At 59.9% G+C, this 17,236-nt stretch carries 18 protein-coding genes and 2 pseudogenes; 3 read left to right on the top strand and 17 right to left on the bottom strand.

The window, feature by feature from the left end:
- Nucleotides 1-87: 87 nt before the first annotated feature.
- The 14 genes and pseudogenes from ACUCV0_RS18330 to ACUCV0_RS18265 all read right to left on the bottom strand — a co-directional run bounded on the left by ACUCV0_RS18330 (nucleotide 88) and on the right by ACUCV0_RS18265 (nucleotide 10,623).
- Entirely contained in the window at nucleotides 88-426 is a 339-nt protein-coding gene (locus ACUCV0_RS18330) for a hypothetical protein (RefSeq protein WP_482213325.1), read from the bottom strand.
- Nucleotides 427-491: 65 nt separating this feature from the next.
- Nucleotides 492-893: a hypothetical protein gene (locus ACUCV0_RS18325; protein ID WP_482213324.1), complete on the bottom strand. Its 402-nt coding sequence runs from the start codon at nucleotides 891-893 to the stop codon at nucleotides 492-494.
- A gap of 330 nt (nucleotides 894-1,223) precedes the next feature.
- Entirely contained in the window at nucleotides 1,224-2,498 is a 1,275-nt protein-coding gene (locus tag ACUCV0_RS18320; RefSeq protein WP_482213323.1) for a primase-helicase family protein, read from the bottom strand.
- 547 nt (nucleotides 2,499-3,045) lie between these two features.
- Nucleotides 3,046-3,300, bottom strand: a complete 255-nt coding sequence (locus ACUCV0_RS18315; protein ID WP_482213322.1) for a hypothetical protein — start codon at nucleotides 3,298-3,300, stop codon at nucleotides 3,046-3,048.
- Between the two features lie 44 nt (nucleotides 3,301-3,344).
- Nucleotides 3,345-5,714, bottom strand: coding sequence for a tape measure protein (locus ACUCV0_RS18310; RefSeq protein ID WP_482213321.1), 2,370 nt, complete (start codon nucleotides 5,712-5,714; stop codon nucleotides 3,345-3,347).
- The gene (locus ACUCV0_RS18305) at nucleotides 5,704-6,105 is read right to left on the bottom strand and encodes a hypothetical protein (RefSeq protein WP_482213320.1); all 402 of its coding nucleotides are present in this window, start codon (nucleotides 6,103-6,105) and stop codon (nucleotides 5,704-5,706) included. Before ACUCV0_RS18305 ends, ACUCV0_RS18310 begins: the two co-directional genes overlap by 11 nt.
- A 56-nt stretch (nucleotides 6,106-6,161) precedes the next feature.
- A complete protein-coding gene (locus tag ACUCV0_RS18300) occupies nucleotides 6,162-6,524 on the bottom strand; it encodes a hypothetical protein (RefSeq protein ID WP_482213319.1) in 363 nt (120 codons plus the stop codon).
- Nucleotide 6,525: 1 nt separating this feature from the next.
- Nucleotides 6,526-6,828: a hypothetical protein gene (locus ACUCV0_RS18295; protein ID WP_482213318.1), complete on the bottom strand. Its 303-nt coding sequence runs from the start codon at nucleotides 6,826-6,828 to the stop codon at nucleotides 6,526-6,528.
- Nucleotides 6,825-7,193: a hypothetical protein gene (locus tag ACUCV0_RS18290; RefSeq protein ID WP_482213317.1), complete on the bottom strand. Its 369-nt coding sequence runs from the start codon at nucleotides 7,191-7,193 to the stop codon at nucleotides 6,825-6,827. Before ACUCV0_RS18290 ends, ACUCV0_RS18295 begins: the two co-directional genes overlap by 4 nt.
- Nucleotides 7,190-7,666 (bottom strand): hypothetical protein, encoded by a 477-nt coding sequence (locus ACUCV0_RS18285; RefSeq protein WP_482213316.1) that lies wholly within the window; start codon nucleotides 7,664-7,666, stop codon nucleotides 7,190-7,192. The genes ACUCV0_RS18290 and ACUCV0_RS18285 overlap by 4 nt, the downstream gene beginning before the upstream one ends.
- A 117-nt stretch (nucleotides 7,667-7,783) precedes the next feature.
- A complete protein-coding gene (locus ACUCV0_RS18280) occupies nucleotides 7,784-8,011 on the bottom strand; it encodes a hypothetical protein (protein WP_482213315.1) in 228 nt (75 codons plus the stop codon).
- Between the two features lie 481 nt (nucleotides 8,012-8,492).
- Nucleotides 8,493-9,725 carry a site-specific integrase gene (locus ACUCV0_RS18275; RefSeq protein WP_482213386.1) on the bottom strand — a complete coding sequence of 411 codons (1,233 nt, stop codon included), beginning with the start codon at nucleotides 9,723-9,725 and terminating at the stop codon, nucleotides 8,493-8,495.
- Between the two features lie 78 nt (nucleotides 9,726-9,803).
- Nucleotides 9,804-9,995, bottom strand: a pseudogene (locus ACUCV0_RS18270) (DUF6538 domain-containing protein); the annotation flags it as partial.
- An 88-nt stretch (nucleotides 9,996-10,083) separates the two neighbouring features.
- Nucleotides 10,084-10,623, bottom strand: a pseudogene (locus tag ACUCV0_RS18265) (type 1 glutamine amidotransferase domain-containing protein).
- Nucleotides 10,624-10,843: 220 nt separating this feature from the next.
- On the opposite strand from ACUCV0_RS18265, the gene ACUCV0_RS18260 reads away from it, so the two are divergent.
- The 3 genes from ACUCV0_RS18260 to ACUCV0_RS18250 are packed head-to-tail and all read left to right on the top strand — an operon-like array spanning nucleotide 10,844 to nucleotide 12,878.
- Nucleotides 10,844-11,668, top strand: a complete 825-nt coding sequence (locus tag ACUCV0_RS18260) for an HDOD domain-containing protein (protein ID WP_167348588.1) — start codon at nucleotides 10,844-10,846, stop codon at nucleotides 11,666-11,668.
- Between the two features lie 26 nt (nucleotides 11,669-11,694).
- The gene (gene mutM, locus ACUCV0_RS18255; protein WP_323148023.1) at nucleotides 11,695-12,507 is read left to right on the top strand and encodes a bifunctional DNA-formamidopyrimidine glycosylase/DNA-(apurinic or apyrimidinic site) lyase; all 813 of its coding nucleotides are present in this window, start codon (nucleotides 11,695-11,697) and stop codon (nucleotides 12,505-12,507) included.
- Nucleotides 12,504-12,878 (top strand): c-type cytochrome, encoded by a 375-nt coding sequence (locus ACUCV0_RS18250; protein ID WP_482213314.1) that lies wholly within the window; start codon nucleotides 12,504-12,506, stop codon nucleotides 12,876-12,878. The genes mutM and ACUCV0_RS18250 overlap by 4 nt, the downstream gene beginning before the upstream one ends.
- Before the next feature lie 97 nt (nucleotides 12,879-12,975).
- Here the strand turns inward: ACUCV0_RS18250 and ACUCV0_RS18245 are convergent, their stop codons facing one another.
- Genes ACUCV0_RS18245 through ACUCV0_RS18235 form a run of 3 tightly spaced genes read right to left on the bottom strand, consistent with a single transcriptional unit; the run spans nucleotide 12,976 to nucleotide 17,236 of the window.
- Entirely contained in the window at nucleotides 12,976-14,502 is a 1,527-nt protein-coding gene (locus ACUCV0_RS18245; RefSeq protein WP_059316004.1) for a DHA2 family efflux MFS transporter permease subunit, read from the bottom strand.
- 51 nt (nucleotides 14,503-14,553) lie between these two features.
- A complete protein-coding gene (locus ACUCV0_RS18240) occupies nucleotides 14,554-15,765 on the bottom strand; it encodes an EmrA/EmrK family multidrug efflux transporter periplasmic adaptor subunit (RefSeq protein ID WP_482213313.1) in 1,212 nt (403 codons plus the stop codon).
- Between the two features lie 16 nt (nucleotides 15,766-15,781).
- On the bottom strand, nucleotides 15,782-17,236 hold the full coding sequence (locus tag ACUCV0_RS18235) for an efflux transporter outer membrane subunit (RefSeq protein WP_064307891.1): 1,455 nt from the start codon (nucleotides 17,234-17,236) through the stop codon (nucleotides 15,782-15,784).

Raw genomic sequence — 17,236 nt, 5'->3', positions numbered from 1 at the left:
GAGCCCCAGAGGACACCTCTGGGAATCAATCCGAGGGCTCATTGATTACCGTTGTTAACTGTATTGTTTGCTGGCGAGGCTAGAGACTCATTTATCTACTGCCAGCTGGACATTACTGGGAGTGTCCTTCGGAACATGGCCCCAACTGCCAGGAAGCGGCTTCCAGTTGTGAAAGCCTGCGGGTGTTACCTCAATAGTAACTGGCGTGACTCCATCGACTGGATGACCTGCATAGAAGGTCTTTCCGTCCAAGGTGATCCAAACGTTCTCCTTCTCCTCGATAGCATCGATGATCTCTCGCAGCCTACCTTCGTGCTCCGTATCTATGTCGGGAAGGGATGGAGGAAATAGGGATTCGATCTCGAACGTCTTTGGTGTGCCACCAACCGTATGTCTCACTTCAACCTTGAACGGTGTACCTGTCATCGCTACAGCTCCGCTGTGAATGTCCCTGAAGCGTAGGCGACGCCTGGGAGCCAGTCACCTCGGATTCAGTCACCTGGCATGTAGTCCAGAGGAATGCCACCACTGAAGACCATCGGAGCACGTGGCCCTATCTGTTCAAAGACGCGGTTACGCCCTTGCTGACGATTGACCGACCAATCGGAGATAGAAGGTGGAGCAGCCTTGTACACGCCAAGGTTCGCAGCGGAGCAGTTCTCCCGCTTCTTGTCGAAGTGGCCTATGTGGCCGTACTTATCAGGGGCGAAGGCAGAAACCACCAGCTGAGCCACAGGCAGGCGGAATCCATCGAAGTCTACGGCGAGAAAGGATCGTCCTGAGCGGACGCGGTGAATGTACGGGGTGAGTGTTTCGCCTGTGGCGCGTGTGCGGATTGTTCCGTCTATCCCAGCTTGGAGCGCTGGGACATCAGTGCAGGTTTTGAAATTCATGCGTGTCCTCCGTGTCGTTGCGACACGTCTTGTCAGGAGGTGGGTTGGGGGATGCTGTGCGGGGGAATCCTGTCCTTTGCTTCGCAAAGGGGGACTCTTTCAAGGGCGGGGAAAAACTCGCGTGCTCGTACTTGTTTCGCTTTGCTCAACGCGTACCAGAGCAATCTATAGAAAGACGGTGTTTATCCGTCACCTCCGTCACCTTTCTCTGGAGCCCTTGCCAGCTGGGCTTTTCAGGGGTGACGGATAGGGTGACGCTTAGAAAATCGATCCGTCACCCTTCGGTTATCCGTCACCTTTTCCGTCACCTTTCCGGTGTGAGCTACCACATCAAGCAGCCAGGAGAGAGGGTTGAACGATGGCCGACAACGCGGCCTCGCACTCTTTCGGACTGGTGTCCAGGCTATACCCGGCTTCGAATCCAGCTGGGGTGATGTAGAACTTCTTGCTCTTGCTTCGACGCATCTTGCAGCCAGCCGCCATCAAAGCGCTGGTGATGGTGCGGTCACTGATACGTTCGTCAATCTTGCCAGCCAGGGCGAGCTTCATACCCTCCAGGGTGATGACGTAGCGTTCTGCTATCAGCGGCTCAAGAGCATCCTGAACAACGCTGTTGGTATCCAAGCCAGAGATGTCAGCCTTCGCAGCTGTGGACGGCGGTGCCGCCGTTGGGTGGAACTGGGATAGGTCCACTTGCTCAAGGTAGTTACGCACCAGCTGGAAACCACCAGACTCCAGCCAGGGCTTCAGCTCCCGGTTGATGAACTGTCCAGTCTCTTTCACGTCCTGCTTGTGGCGGATGAAGTCAGGAATCCACATGCGACGGTCGCCTTCCTCAAGGTCCAGCGGGATGTGATCGTTGCTGGTGATGATGAAGTTGATGAAGTTCGGGATAGTCGTGTCTGGGATGCCCTTACGGCGTAGGACGATGGTCCCATTACCCTGAAACGACTTGAGGGTGTCGGTTGTGGTCTTGCGGCTGCGGTAAACCTCGTCGATGAGGATGAAGGTCTTTCCAGCAATCGCGTCATTGAAGTCGCCGACAACTTGCTTCAGGCCCAGCACCGCACAGCTGGAGCTACCGACCAAGGTAGCCATCAGAGTTTCAGCGAAGAAACCTTTCCCCACGCCATGCTCAGAACGAAGCACAGGAGTGGCGATGATGCGCTTCTCTGGGCGGCGTACCACGTGGGCCATCCACCACAGGAAGTACCGACGCTGGTCAGCATCAGGAAACCAGCGAGCAAGGAAAGCCAGGAACGGAGCTACCTCAACATCATCCATGGGCTCGGAGCTGGATGGTTGCAGCTCGGCAGGCTTCCACAAGTTAAGGCACTGGTCTTTGGTGATCGCTGGGCCGTTCGGTTGGAAGGTTTCGCCGTATACCCATTCAAGGCAATCCAGTAGCTCGCTTGGCTTGGATGCGTCCCGTCCGCCGTTGCGGTGGTAGAAGTCCAGCAGGATCGTGGCATCAGCTTGGCGGAGACCTGTCTGGAGGTCTTTGAAGTTCGGCCAAGTGGTGGAGCTTGGGACACGGACAAAGCGAGCTTTGACGGCGGTAAGGGCCTGGGCGTGGATGTTAGTGGCTGGTGCTGGCTGTTGCATTTTGGTCCTCCTGGGACTTTGGTTGGCGAATGAGTTCGATGTGGGCACGCTGGACGATCATGTGTAGGGCGTGTGTGGGCGTCTGGGCACGGAGGGCGTCCATCAGCTCGATGAGTTGGCGTTGGGCGATGTCGTTAAGGGCGAGTCGCATTGGTGGTTACCTCTGTAATGGCACGGTGATGGCGATAGGCTTCGATCAAGGCGAGAGAGCGTGGAGCGTTGTTCATCTTGCGATGCCGCCAGTTGTTGAACTGGACAGTGCATTGATGGGAGCAAAACGCCTTGTCCTGGCGTTGGGCTTGAAACGTGGTCCCGCAATGCGGGCAGACACGCGAGATTGAAACGGGCATGGGTCGACCTCCGTCGGTTCGGTGATGGGAATAGTTTTCAAATCGCGGGCAAAGAAAAACCACGGTCCGTGAGCACGGCTGGCGCCGTTCGGAAACGTGGCTATCGGGAGTTACCAACCTTTCTCGATTGGTACTTGGACAGAATAACACGAAAGTATTCAGTTGTCAAGCACAATCTGTGCCAACAGTAAACTATTTTATTCAGAATGAGCCAGGGCTAGCTGCTGGCGTTCGCGTACCGCGTCTAACACCCTGCCCAAACGTTCGTTGAATTGGGTCTGCTGCCATGTCGGGGATGCCATCAGTTGCACCTGGGCGCTCATGTCCGACAGGCGGGTGTCGATGGACTCAAGACGGGTGTTCATGGCGGAGAACATGATTATCAGCCAGAAGGCGATGCCGAGCGCTGCTGTAGCAACACTGAGGCTGAGGTGCTTGCGTAGGAAGTTCATTGAGTTTCCTTGGGTAGGTGAAGGGGAAGACGCCCCGAGGGGCGTCATTCGTTTTCGGATTGGCGAGCGGACATTGATCCCACTGCTTGGCGGAGACCGTCTTGCACAGCGGCAGGGAGGGTGAGCGAGAGCTGGCGAGCCAGATCGTTCTCATCCATGCCGTGGGCGTTCTCAACTTTCAGGTCCAGGTTCAACGTGATCGGGGCGACGCCCAATTGCTGAGCTGTGGTCAATCCGGCTGGGGCTGCTGGGAGAGTCGCTGGAATGAGCGGCTTGCCATCTGGGCGCTTGAGCATGTTGTCCAGACCCTCGGCCAACCCTGGGAGATTCCGAGGAATGTTGCCGATGGGGAGGACGCCTGTCGTCTGGTTCATCTGCTGCTTCAGAAGCTCGCGGCGAACGAACTCATCCCGGCTTAGGGCAGGTTCCTGGCGACGTGCCTGATTGACGCGATACCTGTTGAACGGCGTCAACTGATCCTCGTGTAGATCATCAGGGTTGCCGTTCTGGAACTTCTCCAGCTGGTAATCTTCGTTAGCAGCACGACCTTTGTTGATCTTCGTTAGCAACGTCTCCCACAAGCCGACTAGGCCGTTGACCTCTCGTGATGTGTTGGTGAGGAATTGCTTGATGCCCGGTAAATACTCGCCATCGTGTACTCCAAGGTCCACTTGGAAAGCGGCTACCAACTTCGTCCAGGCAATGCCCACACGATCCAGGCGAGCGATGAATTCCTTCGCCTCGGCTTCGCTCAAGTAGTCCTGAAGGGCATCCATGGCGCCAAGGCGCTTGCCGCTGAAGATTTGGATGAACGTTGTCGCCGCGTTCGACATCTCCGCCAAGATGTAGCTGACCTCAGTCAGGGCAGACATGATTCCGTTGTTGTCGCTACTCAGCAGAATCGACTGGAGATTGGTCAGGGCGTTCTGAGCTAGAACGGATAGGTTGGAGTACACCTTCGCCAGCTGTGGCGCTCGCTGTTGGACGGTGAACCAAAGGACATCGAGCCGTTTGAAGAACTCGGAATTGGCATCAGAGATTCCGGCGCTACCCAATGCCAAGACCGCTTTGTCACGGCGGTTAGCCGCTCGGTTTTGCATCGCCTGACTTGTCTGGCTGGATGCTTCCAGAGTCGGAGCGGCACGGCGGGCGGCAATCTCAGCGGCCTTCAGAACGGTTTCAATGCCAACCTGACCTTTCTTCATTGAAGCTTGCAGGTCTTTGATAGCGGCCTGTCCAGCCTTGCCAGTGTTCTTCACCTCGGCCCATGCCTGAGCGAATAGGCTTTCGGCTCCTGGCAGATGTTCTCCGAGCTGGCCCTTAAGCTCTTCGCTCATGACTTGGCCCTTGGACAACATCTGACCCACGGCCCGGAACATACCGGCCTGACGATCTCCGCTAAGGTGCAACGTTGTACCGAGGTCACCGAATCCGGCGAAGGTTTTCTCGGTTGTCTCGTTGCTCAATCCGGCACCCTGACCAGAAGCCAGGAATGACGTGAATTGGTCAGCGATGTCTTGGCGTGCAAGGCCGCGACTATCTGTGTACTGGTCCAACCAAGCGTTCGCAGCATCACCAGCAGCACCACCGCCAGCGGCGGCAATCGTGGCGTACTTTTGGCCCGTCAGCTTGTTAACGCTGTCGTTCAATGCGGAGGCGAATCCACCAAGGGCGCTGGTGGCAAACCCAAGGCCCAAAGCGAACGCTCCAACGCCTCCCGCAAAGCCCAAGGAGAAGTTCTGAGGGCCACTGCTACCCATGCCCATGCGAGGGCGAGAAAACGTCTCAGACGGCGTTCTACGGGCTCTCCGCTCAACCTCACGAGCCTGCATCGTCTCAAGCTTGAACTGGGCTTGCTGGGCAAGGGTTCCCTGGCGAGCTACGCGGTTGATTCGTTCCTGTCCGGCGAGGGCGAGGTTACGTTGGCGCTGTTCGTTGATCGCAGTTGATTCAGCCAAGCGGCGGCGTGCTTGCTGGAGTTTGATTTCGTCAGCAGCGGCGCTTGTGGCTCCACGCTGGCGGAGTTGTTCGACTGCAAGGCGCTGCTTCTCGATGTCCAGCTGGCCCTTCTGGAGCTTGAACTCATTGTTCTTCCCAGCGAACGTTAGGCGACCAGCAGAGAGGGCTTCCCGGTTGAACTGGGCTTGGGCACGAGCCTTGGCCTGGGCTACCTTCGAAAGGAGGATTTCCAGTCGGGCAACGTCCTTGGCGAGCTGGCTTGTGTTCAATCCGCCAGCCTTGGCAGATTTGCCAGTGACCCGCTCCAGCTTCGTGGCGACACCTTCAGCGAGCGTACCTAGGGCCTGCATTTGCTTGGAGGTCTTCTGCATCCGCTGGTGGAACTGGATGAGGCCGCGATCATCGATCTTGAAACCAATCGACCCGAATAGGCTGGCAATCTGTTTATCGGCCATTGCGAGCCCCCTCTACACGTCCGTCGATTTTGGCAAGCTCAAGCACGCGGCTGGCTTCATCGATGAAGGTTGCAGCGTCATTGCCCTGCCAGACGATGAAGTGCTGGTGCCCGGTGTGCAGGAACGAACGGAATTCTCTGAGGGTTCTTACATCTGGGAAGGCGACCAACCAAGTGTCGCGACCCCAATGACCTGTGACCTTCAGATACTTCGAAGTGGGGGCGTTCCGAGTGAACCAACGTGTCAGGGCTTGGCGTGAGCGGAGCCCCTGAGGCAGCTGGACTACAGCGAATTCAGCTAGGCCAGCGTCAACGAAGTCGATAACGCGATCCAAGCCGTTAGTGTGGATGGGGCGGTCAACAATGACGAAACCCCGATGCAATTTAGTCATTGTGACTCCTCAAATAATAAAGGCCCTTTCGGGCCTTGGGTGATTACAATGTTCTGTTACTTCAGCAGTGGAAGAACTTCTAGAAGAGCGTTCTCAGCTAGCCGACCTTCATGGACAATGGCTAGGCCATCCAATAGGGGGCGAACGTTAGCCGCGTCGTCTGCGTTGATTTGAATAGCTGTAACACCGGACCGCTTTAGGACTTTGAAGCTTGGGGGATCTCGCCACAAAGTATTGATGCGTTGTTCAGCATTGTTATCAGTGCCATCAATTACAACGTAAAGGGCGTGATACCAAGTTGGGCCGCATAGGAAGCTGAAAAGTCCGATAGCATCCTTATCCACTTCAGGATTTTCTTTGATGAATGCTAGGATGCGGGATTCTGTTTCGGTGCGGCGGTAGTAGTCGTTCAAAAGCATCTTAACTGTTCGCCCATTCTTTCATCATTCGGAGCCGCTGGGCTGGGTCCTTGATGAATACCATTGTGTCTAGCAAAGCAGCTAGTCCTTGCAACTCTGGATCAGAATCCTTGTTGATGTCGCCAGGGCGTGTGCTGTGATAGACGCCCTTAGCAATGTCCAGTTTTTCCTTGCGAGCTTTCAGGATTGCTTGAGCTTGAGCAAGATCAGCTTGGAGAGCTTCGAACTCGGCTCGATACTTCGCGTCCCACTTCATTTTCAGCAAGTGGACTGTCTGGTCTGCGATGATGGGGGAAAGGCTCATTGCATAACCTCTGCATCCATAGCCGCTCTTGTTAGAGCAACACGCTCCAGCATCTCCAAGAGCATCTTGCGACCTGTTTCAGTTGGATTGCATTGCAGGCCGAACGTTAGAGCCTTCTTAATAGCTGCAAGCTCATCAACTGTTAGGGTATTAACGGGCTCAGGGCAGGGGAAGTCAAATAGTGGCAAGCCTGTTTCTTGAGCAAATTCGTGAGTGTCGCTAATTCTAGAAGAGGAGCCACAGAGCTTATCCAGCAACGCCGAATAGGCTTCTCCGTCGATACCCGTAATACATTTATCAAGCACGCAAATTGTGGTGTAGAGGAGCGAACAGTCGTTTCCGGTCAAGTAAGTCTTGGTCCTCATACTGTTTCTCCTAGAGCGGCGATTGCAGCGGCGCGCGCCTTGTCGGCTACCGCGTCTTTAGCACGTTGGGCCTTTTCGGCTTCCTTGGCTTCGTGGGCAGCAATGGCAGCGGCTACCTGAGCCTCAATGTGTGCGGCTCTGGCATCGATCACCCGTTGCTCTTCAGCAGCTACGATGGTTGTCCGGTAGGCATCAACCTGGGCATCGATGTCTGATTGCAAGCGCTGGAGGTGGAAGCTTCCGCCCCCTGCTGCATCAAAGGAGGGCAGGAGGTGGAACGGCACCTGCTCAAAGCCTGGGATGTGCTCCTCAACGTACAGTTCGCGTCCTTCCTGCACGAGCTTTTGGAACTTGGTAAAGCACTCTGCAAGTGTGGTGTATTGGACCTTCTCATAAGGTACTACAACGCGTGCCTTGTAGGTTTCGACAGCGGCGTCTACCGCTGCTTGGTTGAATTCGAATTCATTACTCATCATTGTTACTCCGTTTCGATTTGCGTTGATTGCGTTGTTGCTTTTGGGATTGTTTGAACTGCTTTAGCTGCTGGCGATACTCGTAATCGCCTTTCTCTTTCTTCTCGGCTTTGAGGATCATTGGTAATCTTTCCATACATCCAAGAGCACGTATTCATTATCTGTCTTCTCGACAAGATCGATGTATGCGCTCCATCCAAGTTCGTTCACCTTCATCATTCGAACGCCTTCTAGGTCGGCGTACAGTGAATTAGGCAGTTTGGTCGGAGATTCGACTGCTTTGAAGATCATTGGGATTTTTGTATCAAGCAGGGGGACATCCCCGACAATCAGGTATCTGTACATTGAGTTTTTCCTTTTTCGTTTAGATGCGATGTTTGCTGGCTTTTAGCCGTATTATTGAGTTAATCGAATCGTAGGCATGAAAAAATACCCGACCGGAGTCGGGCAAAGGCAACGAAACGATTGGAGTTGGCTGGATTAGCGTCCCCAGCCAGGACGGAAATAAGGAGGAGTCTTTTTAAGGTCCGACATGGAAGCCCCAAGATCAAACGGTAACCAGCCGCACGCCCACCACTGGACGCTCTCTTGATGCACAGAAGACTGAAACTGCGAAACACCGGGATCGACGGCCCGGAGAATAATTGCCAGCTATGCCGGGAGGTGTCGGCTCCTGCTGGCGAGGATGGGAAGAAGGAGGTACAAGCAACTTTTGTACCACTATTAGAGAAGTGTATCACGACTTCCCGTTCCTGTCAATACTTTTTTGAGTTATTTGTTGACATCGGAATCCGTATGGTGTAAGGGCTGGCGCCTGATTTGTGCGTCAGTACCTCACGCGCTCCACCGCGCTTTGTAGCTGGGTCATGCTGTGGCCCTTGGCGTAAATGTCGAATGTGATCGTTCCGGTGGAATGGCCTACCAGTTCCGCGATGATGACGCCAGGTGTGTCGGTTCTCTGTAGCTGGGTGATGAAGGTCTTTCGGAGACTGTGAAAAACAAAGCGCTCGTCGTACCCAAGCTCCCGCTTAAACAGGCTAAATGCCTGTGAGAACACCGGAGACCTTTTGCCGTACTTGTCGCCTGTGGTCTTTCTCGCCGACTGGAGTAGGTGGCCGTCTGAGGTGTTCTCGATCAACCCGTCCACCCATGCGATCAACTCGCTATGGATCGGCACGGTACGAACCCCGGCCCTAGTCTTGGCATCTGCGATACGGAATGCTCGGACGCCATCCACGGTGACCACGGAATCGACCTTAAGAGCGCATAGCTCCTCTATCCTCATGCCGCTGTAGGCTCCCAGTCGTACCAATGCTTGCAGACTCGGCTTAGGTGTAGCGGCTTCGATCAGCCGGAGGACATCCGAAGGGGTGAACTCCTGGCGCTCGACTGCCGAGGATGCTGCTACGGACAGGCGGGGAAGGTCGTGCTTATCGAAAGGGTTCGGCGTTGTACCGTGATCTTGGGCGAACTGATCGTTGTACTTGAGCATCCACCGCCACCACGCGGAGCCGACTTTGAGATACCCGGCAATTGTCTTGGGTGCGAGCGTACTACCCTCAACCCAAGATGCCATGGTCTTCCACGTCAAGGGGAGGGCGGATTGCTTGAGAAATGCGGCGATGCCTTCGAGTTGCTGGACTTCGAGCGCTATGGTCTTGGGCGGTAATCCGCGACTCTCACGGAAGGCCCTGTAAGCGGCTATACGCTGCTTTGTGACCGGATGAGGGGCGACGTACTGCCTAGGATTTAGAACGTAGCCACGGGCCTCCTGGGCCTCCTCTGGCGTCAGGGCAGCACCACGTTGCAGGGTATCCAAGGCCATTCGCTGGATGTAGTCCTTGTTCTCTTGGGCGTGTTTTACCTTCACCTCAAGAGGAAGGGGGCCAGGATTGGCTTTGGCGTGGTCTATGCGCTCTTCCAGAACACCAAGAATGAAAAGGGCCTCCTGAGGGGCTACCTGTCCAATCAGTTCACGGAGTAGGGCCTGGGACTCTTCTAACGTCCTGCCACTCCCAGCACGCATACCCATAGCCGTCTGGAGCTGATGCTCTGCCATCTGATGGGCGAGAGTACCAATCTCCGCTGCAACGGAAGGGAGGTTGGCTCGCTTGGCCGTTGCGGCCTGACGTGCCTGTGCTATCTGCTGGTGCCACTCGGCAAGGATGGCGTGACTACGTTTCTCGGCTAGACGAACGTCACTGGTGCCTGTGGTACGGGTGATCGTTGTTCGACCATCGAAGGCATGGCGGACGTCCTTCGGAATTACGATTCGAACGTAAATCGTAGATTCGCCCGCCTTGCGGATACAGCTCCTTGGCAACCCCATGTTTACTACCCGGTTTTACTACTGGTTTGACTACTTTGCCTGTCTGTAGGCCGCATCACCAGTGGTTTCCGGGGTTGCAGGGGTGTAGTTAACCAGCGAGCAGCTTGATGAACTCGCGATTGAAGGCCGGAATGTCGTCTGGCTTGCGGCTGCTCACCAGTTGACCGTCGACGATGACCTCCTGGTCCTGCCAGGTGGCGCCAGCGTTCTTGAGGTCGTCGGTCAGCGAGGGCCAGCTGGTCATGGTCTTGCCCTGCACCAGGCCGGCGGAGATCAGCAGCCAGGCGCCATGGCAGATGACGGCCACCGGCTTGCCGGCATCGGCGATCTGCTTGGTCAGCTGCTGAGCCTGGGTGTCGATGCGGATGGTGTCGGCGTTGACCACGCCCCCGGGCAACAGCACGGCGTCATAGTCACCGGCATTGGCCTCAGCGAAGGTAAGGTCCACCGGAAAGCTGTCGGCCGGCTCGGTGCCGTCTCAGCCCTGCACCTGGCCGCTCTCGGCGGAGATGATGTGGGTCTGGGCACCTACCTGTTCCAAGGCCTCTTTTGGGCCGGTGAGCTCGGCCTGCTCGAAGCCGTCGGTGACCAGGATGGCGATTTTCTTGCCGTTCAGGGATGTAGCCATGGTTGCGGATACCTCGATTGGAATTCGGTCGGGCTAGCCTTTTGCCAGCGCTCCTAAATCCGTCTCGCTTTACCCCCCTGAAGTTCCTTCGTCGCGCCCGATGGCATCGGCGGACGGCGCAGAGTAAATTTGCGACATCCATCGCAGAGTAGCCTCCATGTCCCAAGCGTCCCCTCAGCTGACCGAGGAGCAGATCCGTCAGGCTCTGCAAGGCATCAGCATTCCTCCGCAGCCGCAGATCATGGTGGATTTGCAGCTCGAACAGCTCATGCCCAGCCCGGATCTCAAGGTCATTTCCCGTCTGATCGGCCAGGACCCGGGGCTGTCGGGCGCCTTGCTCAAGTTGGTGAACTCGCCGTACTTCGGCCTGAGCAATCGCATCACCTCGATCCAGCGGGCGGTCAATCTGCTGGGCAGCCAGTCGGTCATCAACCTGATCAACGCCCAGTCGATCAAGGGGGAGCTCACCGACGAGACCATCGTCATTCTCAACCGCTTCTGGGATACCGCCCAGGATGTAGCCGAGACCTGCCTGAGCCTGGCCAAGAAGACCGGCTATCCGACCCCCGACGAAGCCTATGCCCTGGGTCTGTTCCACAACTGCGGCATCCCGTTGATGCTCAAGCGTTTCCCCAGCTACATGGCGGTACTGGAGGAGGCCTATGCCAGCGTCAACGAGCAGGTACGGGTGGTGGACGTGGAGAACCGCATGTTCAACACCAACCACGCCGTGGTGGGGTATTTCATCTCGCGGTCCTGGCGCCTGCCGGAGCACGTGGGCCAGGCCATCGCCAACCATCACAATGCCCAGTCCGTCTTCGACGAGGACTCGACCACCGACATCCAGATCAAGAATCTGCTGGCGCTGCTGAAGATGGCCGAGCACATCTGCCGCTGCTATCGCGCCCTGGGCGGCCAGGACGAGGATCACGAGTGGCAGGCCATCGCGCCGCGGGTGCTGGATCACGTCGGCCTGTCCGAGTACGACTTCGAGTCGCTCAAGGAGACGATCCTTGAAATGGGCAGTGGCCGGATCAATTACTAAGGCACCTGCAATCGTCCTGGATCTCCATGCCCGAATTACCTGAAGTCGAAACCACTCGCCGGGGCATCGAGCCCCATGTCGTCGGTCAGCGCGTGCGCCGAGTCATCGTCCGCGATGGTCGGCTACGCTGGCCCGTCCCCGAAGACCTGGACGTGCGCCTCTCCGGTCAGCGCATCGAGGCCGTGGAGCGGCGTGCCAAGTACCTGCTGATTCGCGCCGAGAGCGGCACCCTGATCGGCCACCTGGGCATGTCCGGCAGCCTGCGCCTGGTGCCGGCGGATCAGCCACCGGCCAAGCACGAGCATGTCGACATCGAGTTGGAGTCCGGGCTGTCGTTGCGCTACACCGATCCGCGCCGTTTCGGTGCGCTGCTCTGGACCCAGGATCCCCATGCTCATGTGCTGCTCAGCAAGCTGGGGCCCGAGCCCCTGACCGAGGCCTTCGACGGCGGTCGGCTGTTCGAGCTGTCACGTGGGCGCAGCATGGCGGTCAAGCCCTTCATCATGGACAACGCCGTGGTGGTGGGGGTAGGCAACATCTACGCCGCCGAGGCGCTGTTCGCCGCCGGCATTGACCCCCGCCGGGCGGCCGGTAGCGTTTCCCGGGCGCGCTATGATCGCCTGGCCGTCGAGATCAAGAAGGTGCTGGCGCGTTCCATCGAGAGCGGCGGCACCACCCTGCGCGACTTCATCGGGGGCGACGGGGCGCCGGGCTATTTCAAGCAGGAGCTGTTCGTCTATGGGCGCAAGGGCGAATTCTGCAAGGTCTGTGGGACGGGCCTGCAGGAGATCCGCCTGGGCCAGCGCGCCAGCGTCTATTGCCGGAAATGCCAGCGATGAAGGGCCTGGCTGGGCTGGTCGTGCTGGCATTGCTCGGTAGTGAACTGGCCTGGGCCGACGCCGATAATGGCCGCAATCTCTTCCAGCGGCGCTGCCATAACTGCCATTCGGTAGGGCAGAACGCTCAATCCGGTTTCGGTCCCCAGCTCAACGACCTCTTCGGTCGCCAGGCCGGTAGCCTCCCGGGCTACCACTACTCCGAGGCCATGCGCCAGGCCGGCTTCGCCTGGGATCGCGAGGCCCTGGCGGCCTTCTTGCGTGATCCCGAGCAGAAGGTGCCGGGCACCAAGATGAGGTTCTGGGGCATCGGCGATGCCGAGGATCTGCGCGATATCGCCGACTACCTGCAGACCCAACACAGCGCACCCTGATCGTCAGCGGGCTGGCGACCGGCTGGGTGGTGGGCAAACTGCGTCGAAACTGCTCAGGGCTCATGGGGCCCTGGCTCGCGAGAGCCAGGGCCGCTGCTCAGTGATCGCCGCCTCCGGCGCCCGGCTTGGCCGCGAACGGCGGCTTGGCCAGCCAGATGATCAGGAACAGGCCCATGAAGATCCAGCCAAGCAGGGTGAAGTAGTCCACCGTGGAGAGCATGTAGGCCTGGCTCTCCACCACCTTGTCCAGCTGGGCATAGGCCTGCTGCGACGGACCGCCGAGGGCGTCCAGGTAATGCTGGGTGGCCGGGCTGTAGGCGGTGACGTCCTCGGTCAGCTGGGCATGGTGATGGATGGCGCGGCGCTGCCAGAGCCAGGTGGTCAGGGAGGAGGCGAAGCTGCCGCCCAACACCCGCAGGAAGGTCGCCAGGCCGCCGCCGTCCGCCAGTTCCGACGGCTTGAGGCTGGACAGCAGGATGCTGGTGGTGGGCATGAAGAACAGCGCCACGCCCAGGCCCATGAAGGTCTGTACCTCGGCGATGTGGCGATAGTCCACCTCGTTGTTGAAGGTGGCGCGCATGAAGCACGACGCCCCGATCACCAGGAAGGAGCCCCCGGCCAGCAGCCGCAGGTCGGTCTTGTGCGCGAACTTGCCCACCAGCGGTGAGAGGATCACCGGCAGGATGCCGATGGGCGCTGCCGCCAGGCCCGCCCACACCGGGGTGTAGCCGAGCTGGGTCTGCAACCACTGGGGCAGCAGCAGGTTGATGCCGAAGAAGCCCGAATAGCCCAGCACCAGCGCCAGGGTGCCGAAGCTGAAGTTGCGATAGCGGAACAGCCGCAGGTTGACGATGGGATGCTTGTCGGTCAGCTCCCAGATCACCAGGGCGGTCAGCGCCACGGCGGAAAAGGCCGCACCGAGGCAGATCAGGTTGGATTCGAACCAGTCCAGGTCGTTGCCCTTGTCCAGCACCACCTGCAACACACCCACGCCCAGCACCAGGAGGATCAGCCCGACGTAGTCGATGGGCTGGTGCACCAGTTTTTCCGGTTTCTTGCCCAGCTGGCTCCAGACCACCAGGGTGGCGAAGATGCCGATGGGGATGTTGATGAAGAAGATCCACGGCCAGCTGTAGTTGTCGGTGATCCAGCCGCCGGCGATGGGCCCGATGATGGGCGCCACCACCGTCACCATGGCCAGGAGCGCCAGGGCCATGCCCCGCTTGGCCGCCGGAAAGATCGCCAACAGCAGGGTCTGGGCCATGGGGTAGAGCGGGCCGGCGACGAAACCCTGCATGGCGCGGAAGATCACCAGCTCGGGCATCGAGGTGGCGATGCCGCAGAGAAAGGAGGTGATGACGAAGAGCACCACGGCGGCCATGAACAGCTTGACCTCGCCGAAGCGGCGCGCCATCCAGCCAGTCAGCGGCAGGGCGATGGCGTTGCTCACGGCAAAGGCGGTGATGACCCAGGTGCCCTGTTCCGAACTTACCCCGAGGTTGCCGGAGATGGTGGTCAGGGCGACGTTGGCGATGGTGGTGTCGAGCACCTGCATGAAGGTGGCCAGGGAAAGGCCCACCGTGGCGAGGACCAGGCTCGCCGGGCGAAAGGCGTTATCGCTCATGACGGATTACCAGAAGGGGGCGGGGAGGCTCATGACCGAGCCTCCAGGGGCTCAGCGCTTGGCGACGCCCGCGGCGCGTGCCGCCGGACCGTTGTTGTGGACGATCTGCTGGATCAGCTGGTCGGCATCGGCCAACTGGTGATCGTAGACGTCGGTGCTGTAGCGCGGCTGCTTTGGCGTGGTAGTGGGCAGGCGGGCGCCGTCCTGGTCGTGCAGGTCGACATCGACGACGGTCGACAGGCCGATGCGCAGCGGATGCTTGTCCAGGTTGTCGCTTTCCAGGCGGATACGCACGGGCAGCCGCTGGACGATCTTGATCCAGTTACCGGTGGCGTTCTGCGCCGGCAGGAGCGAGAAGGCGCTGCCGGTGCCCACGCCCAGGCTTTCCACCACGCCGCGATAGCGCACGTCGTCGCCATAGAGGTCGGAGTGGATCTCCACTGGCTGGCCAATGCGCATCTCGGCGAGCTGGGTTTCCTTGAAGTTGGCGTCGATCCAGATCTGGTCCAGCGGCACCACGGCCATCAAGGCCGCGCCGGGTTGCACGCGGCTGCCGACCTGTACCGAGCGCTTAGCGACATAGCCGCTGACCGGCGCCACCAGGGTGCTGCGGGCATGGTTGAGGTAGGCCTGGCGCAGTTGGGCGGCGGCGGCCTTGACGTCCGGGTGCGAGGCGATCTCGGTGTCGTCCACCAGTGCCTGGTTGGTGTCCAGTTGCTGCTGGGCGGAGGTCAGGGAGCTCTGCGCCGACACCAGGGTGTCGCGGGCATGGGCCAGTTCTTCCTTGGAGATGGCGCCGCCCTTGGCCAGTTGCTGGCGGCGGGCGTAGTCGGCGCGGGCCCGTTCGACCTCGACGCGCCGGGCAGCCACCTGGGCCTTGTAGCTGTCGACGTTGCTGTACAGGCCGCGCACCTGGCGCACGGTCTTGGCCAGGTTGGCCTCGGCGCTCTGCTGGGCGACGGCGGTGTCGCTGGGATCGAATTCCACCAGCGGCTGGCCCTGGCGGACGTAGTCGCCATCATCCACGGCGATCCGGGTCACGGTGCCGACGACCTGGGGCGTGATCTGCACCAGGTTGCCGTTGACGTAGGCATCGTCGGTATCGGCATGGAAGCGGCCATAGAACAGGTGGTAGCAGTAGACACCCACGCCGGCCAGGATCACCACCAGCAGCAGGAGCAGCAGGAGGAATTTGCGTTTGCCGGAGCGCTGCGGCTTCTGCTCCTGGGCATTGTCGTTGGGGGTTGCGGCGGAATCGGCCATGGTCGGGCTCTCGGTATCAGTGTGTGGCCGCGGCGGCGGGCGCCGGCGGCAGTTTGGACGGTTGGAAGCCGCCACCCAGGGCCTGCATCAGCAGCACGCCGCTGTCGACGCGGTCGGCCTGGAGGCTGGCCAGCTGACGTTCGGTCTGCAGCAGTTGCTGCTCCACGGTCAGGGCATCGAGGTAGTTGCCGATGCCGGCGCCATAGCGCTGCATGGCGATGTCGAAGGAGCTCTTGGCGATGTCCCGTGCCCGTTGCTGCTCGACGATCTGCTGGTCCAGCGAGCGCTGGCGGGTGATGGCGTCGGCGATGTCGCCCAGTGCTTGCACCAGGGTCCGGTTGTACTGGGCCACCGCGAGGTCATAGTCGGCATCGCGGCTGGCGAGATCGGCGCGGCGACGACCGGCATCGAAGATCGGCAGCGACAGCGCCGGGCCGACGTTGAAAAAGCGCGCCGGACCGCCGAGCAAGGCGTCGCCGAGGATGGCCTTGCTGCCGGCGGCCACCGTCAGGTCCAGGTTGGGATAGAAGTTGGTCTTGCTGGCGACGATGTCCTTGCTCGCGGCCTCCACCCGCCAGCGGGCGGCGATCAGGTCCGGACGACGCCCGGCCAGCTCGACCGGCAACTGGGCGGGCAGGTTCACCGCGGCGGGGGCGATCAGCTTGGGCCGCGGAATCTCGGCGCCACGGTCTGGCCCCTTGCCCAGCAGCACGGCGAGACGGATCTGGGCCGTGCGCACCTGCTGTTCAGCTGCGGTATGGGACGCCGCCGCGCTGGCCTCCAGGCTCTGGGTCTGCTGCAGCTGGTAGTCGCTGTCGAGGCCGGCGTCCACCCGGCGCTGGGCCAGGTCGAGCATGCCACGGGTACGCTCCAGGTCCTGCTGAGCCACGTCCATATTGGCATAGGCCAGACCCAGCTGGTTGTAGGCGCGGCTGACGTCGGCGGCCAGCGTCAGGCGTGCGGCCTGGCGATCCACTTCACCGGCGCGGGCGCGACCGAGTGCGGCCTCCCAGGCGGCGCGCTGGCCACCCCAGAGGTCGAAGCTGTAGCTGCCGCTCACATTGAGTTGGCGCAAGGTGCTGTAACGGTCACCCTGGCCGACCGGATCGTCTGGCCGCGCCAGACGCGAGCGGGTCACGCCCGCATTGGCGTCGATCTGTGGATAGCGATTGGCATCGGCGGCGAGCACCGCGGCATCGGCCTGGCGGCTGCGCGCATCGGCTTCCTGCAGCGAAGGGCTGTCGCGCAGGGCCTCGCGGATCAGGTTGTCGAGCTGCGGATCGCCCAGCCGCGTCCACCAGTCGGCGCTCGGCCACTGGACAGGGGAGAGGCGATCGCCGGCAAAGGTGGCGTCGCCCTTGAGGGTGGCCGGATCCACGGCGTGCCCCTGGGTGTTCAGCCCTTCGGACGACACGCAGCCGGCCAGCAGCAGGGCGGCGCAGAGGGCGGTCAATGGCAGGCGAAAGGTCAT

This window comes from Pseudomonas sp. VMV1 (genome assembly GCF_056790235.1).
Note: the sequence above shows the minus strand (reverse complement) of the source record. Positions and strands in the feature narration are given on the sequence as shown.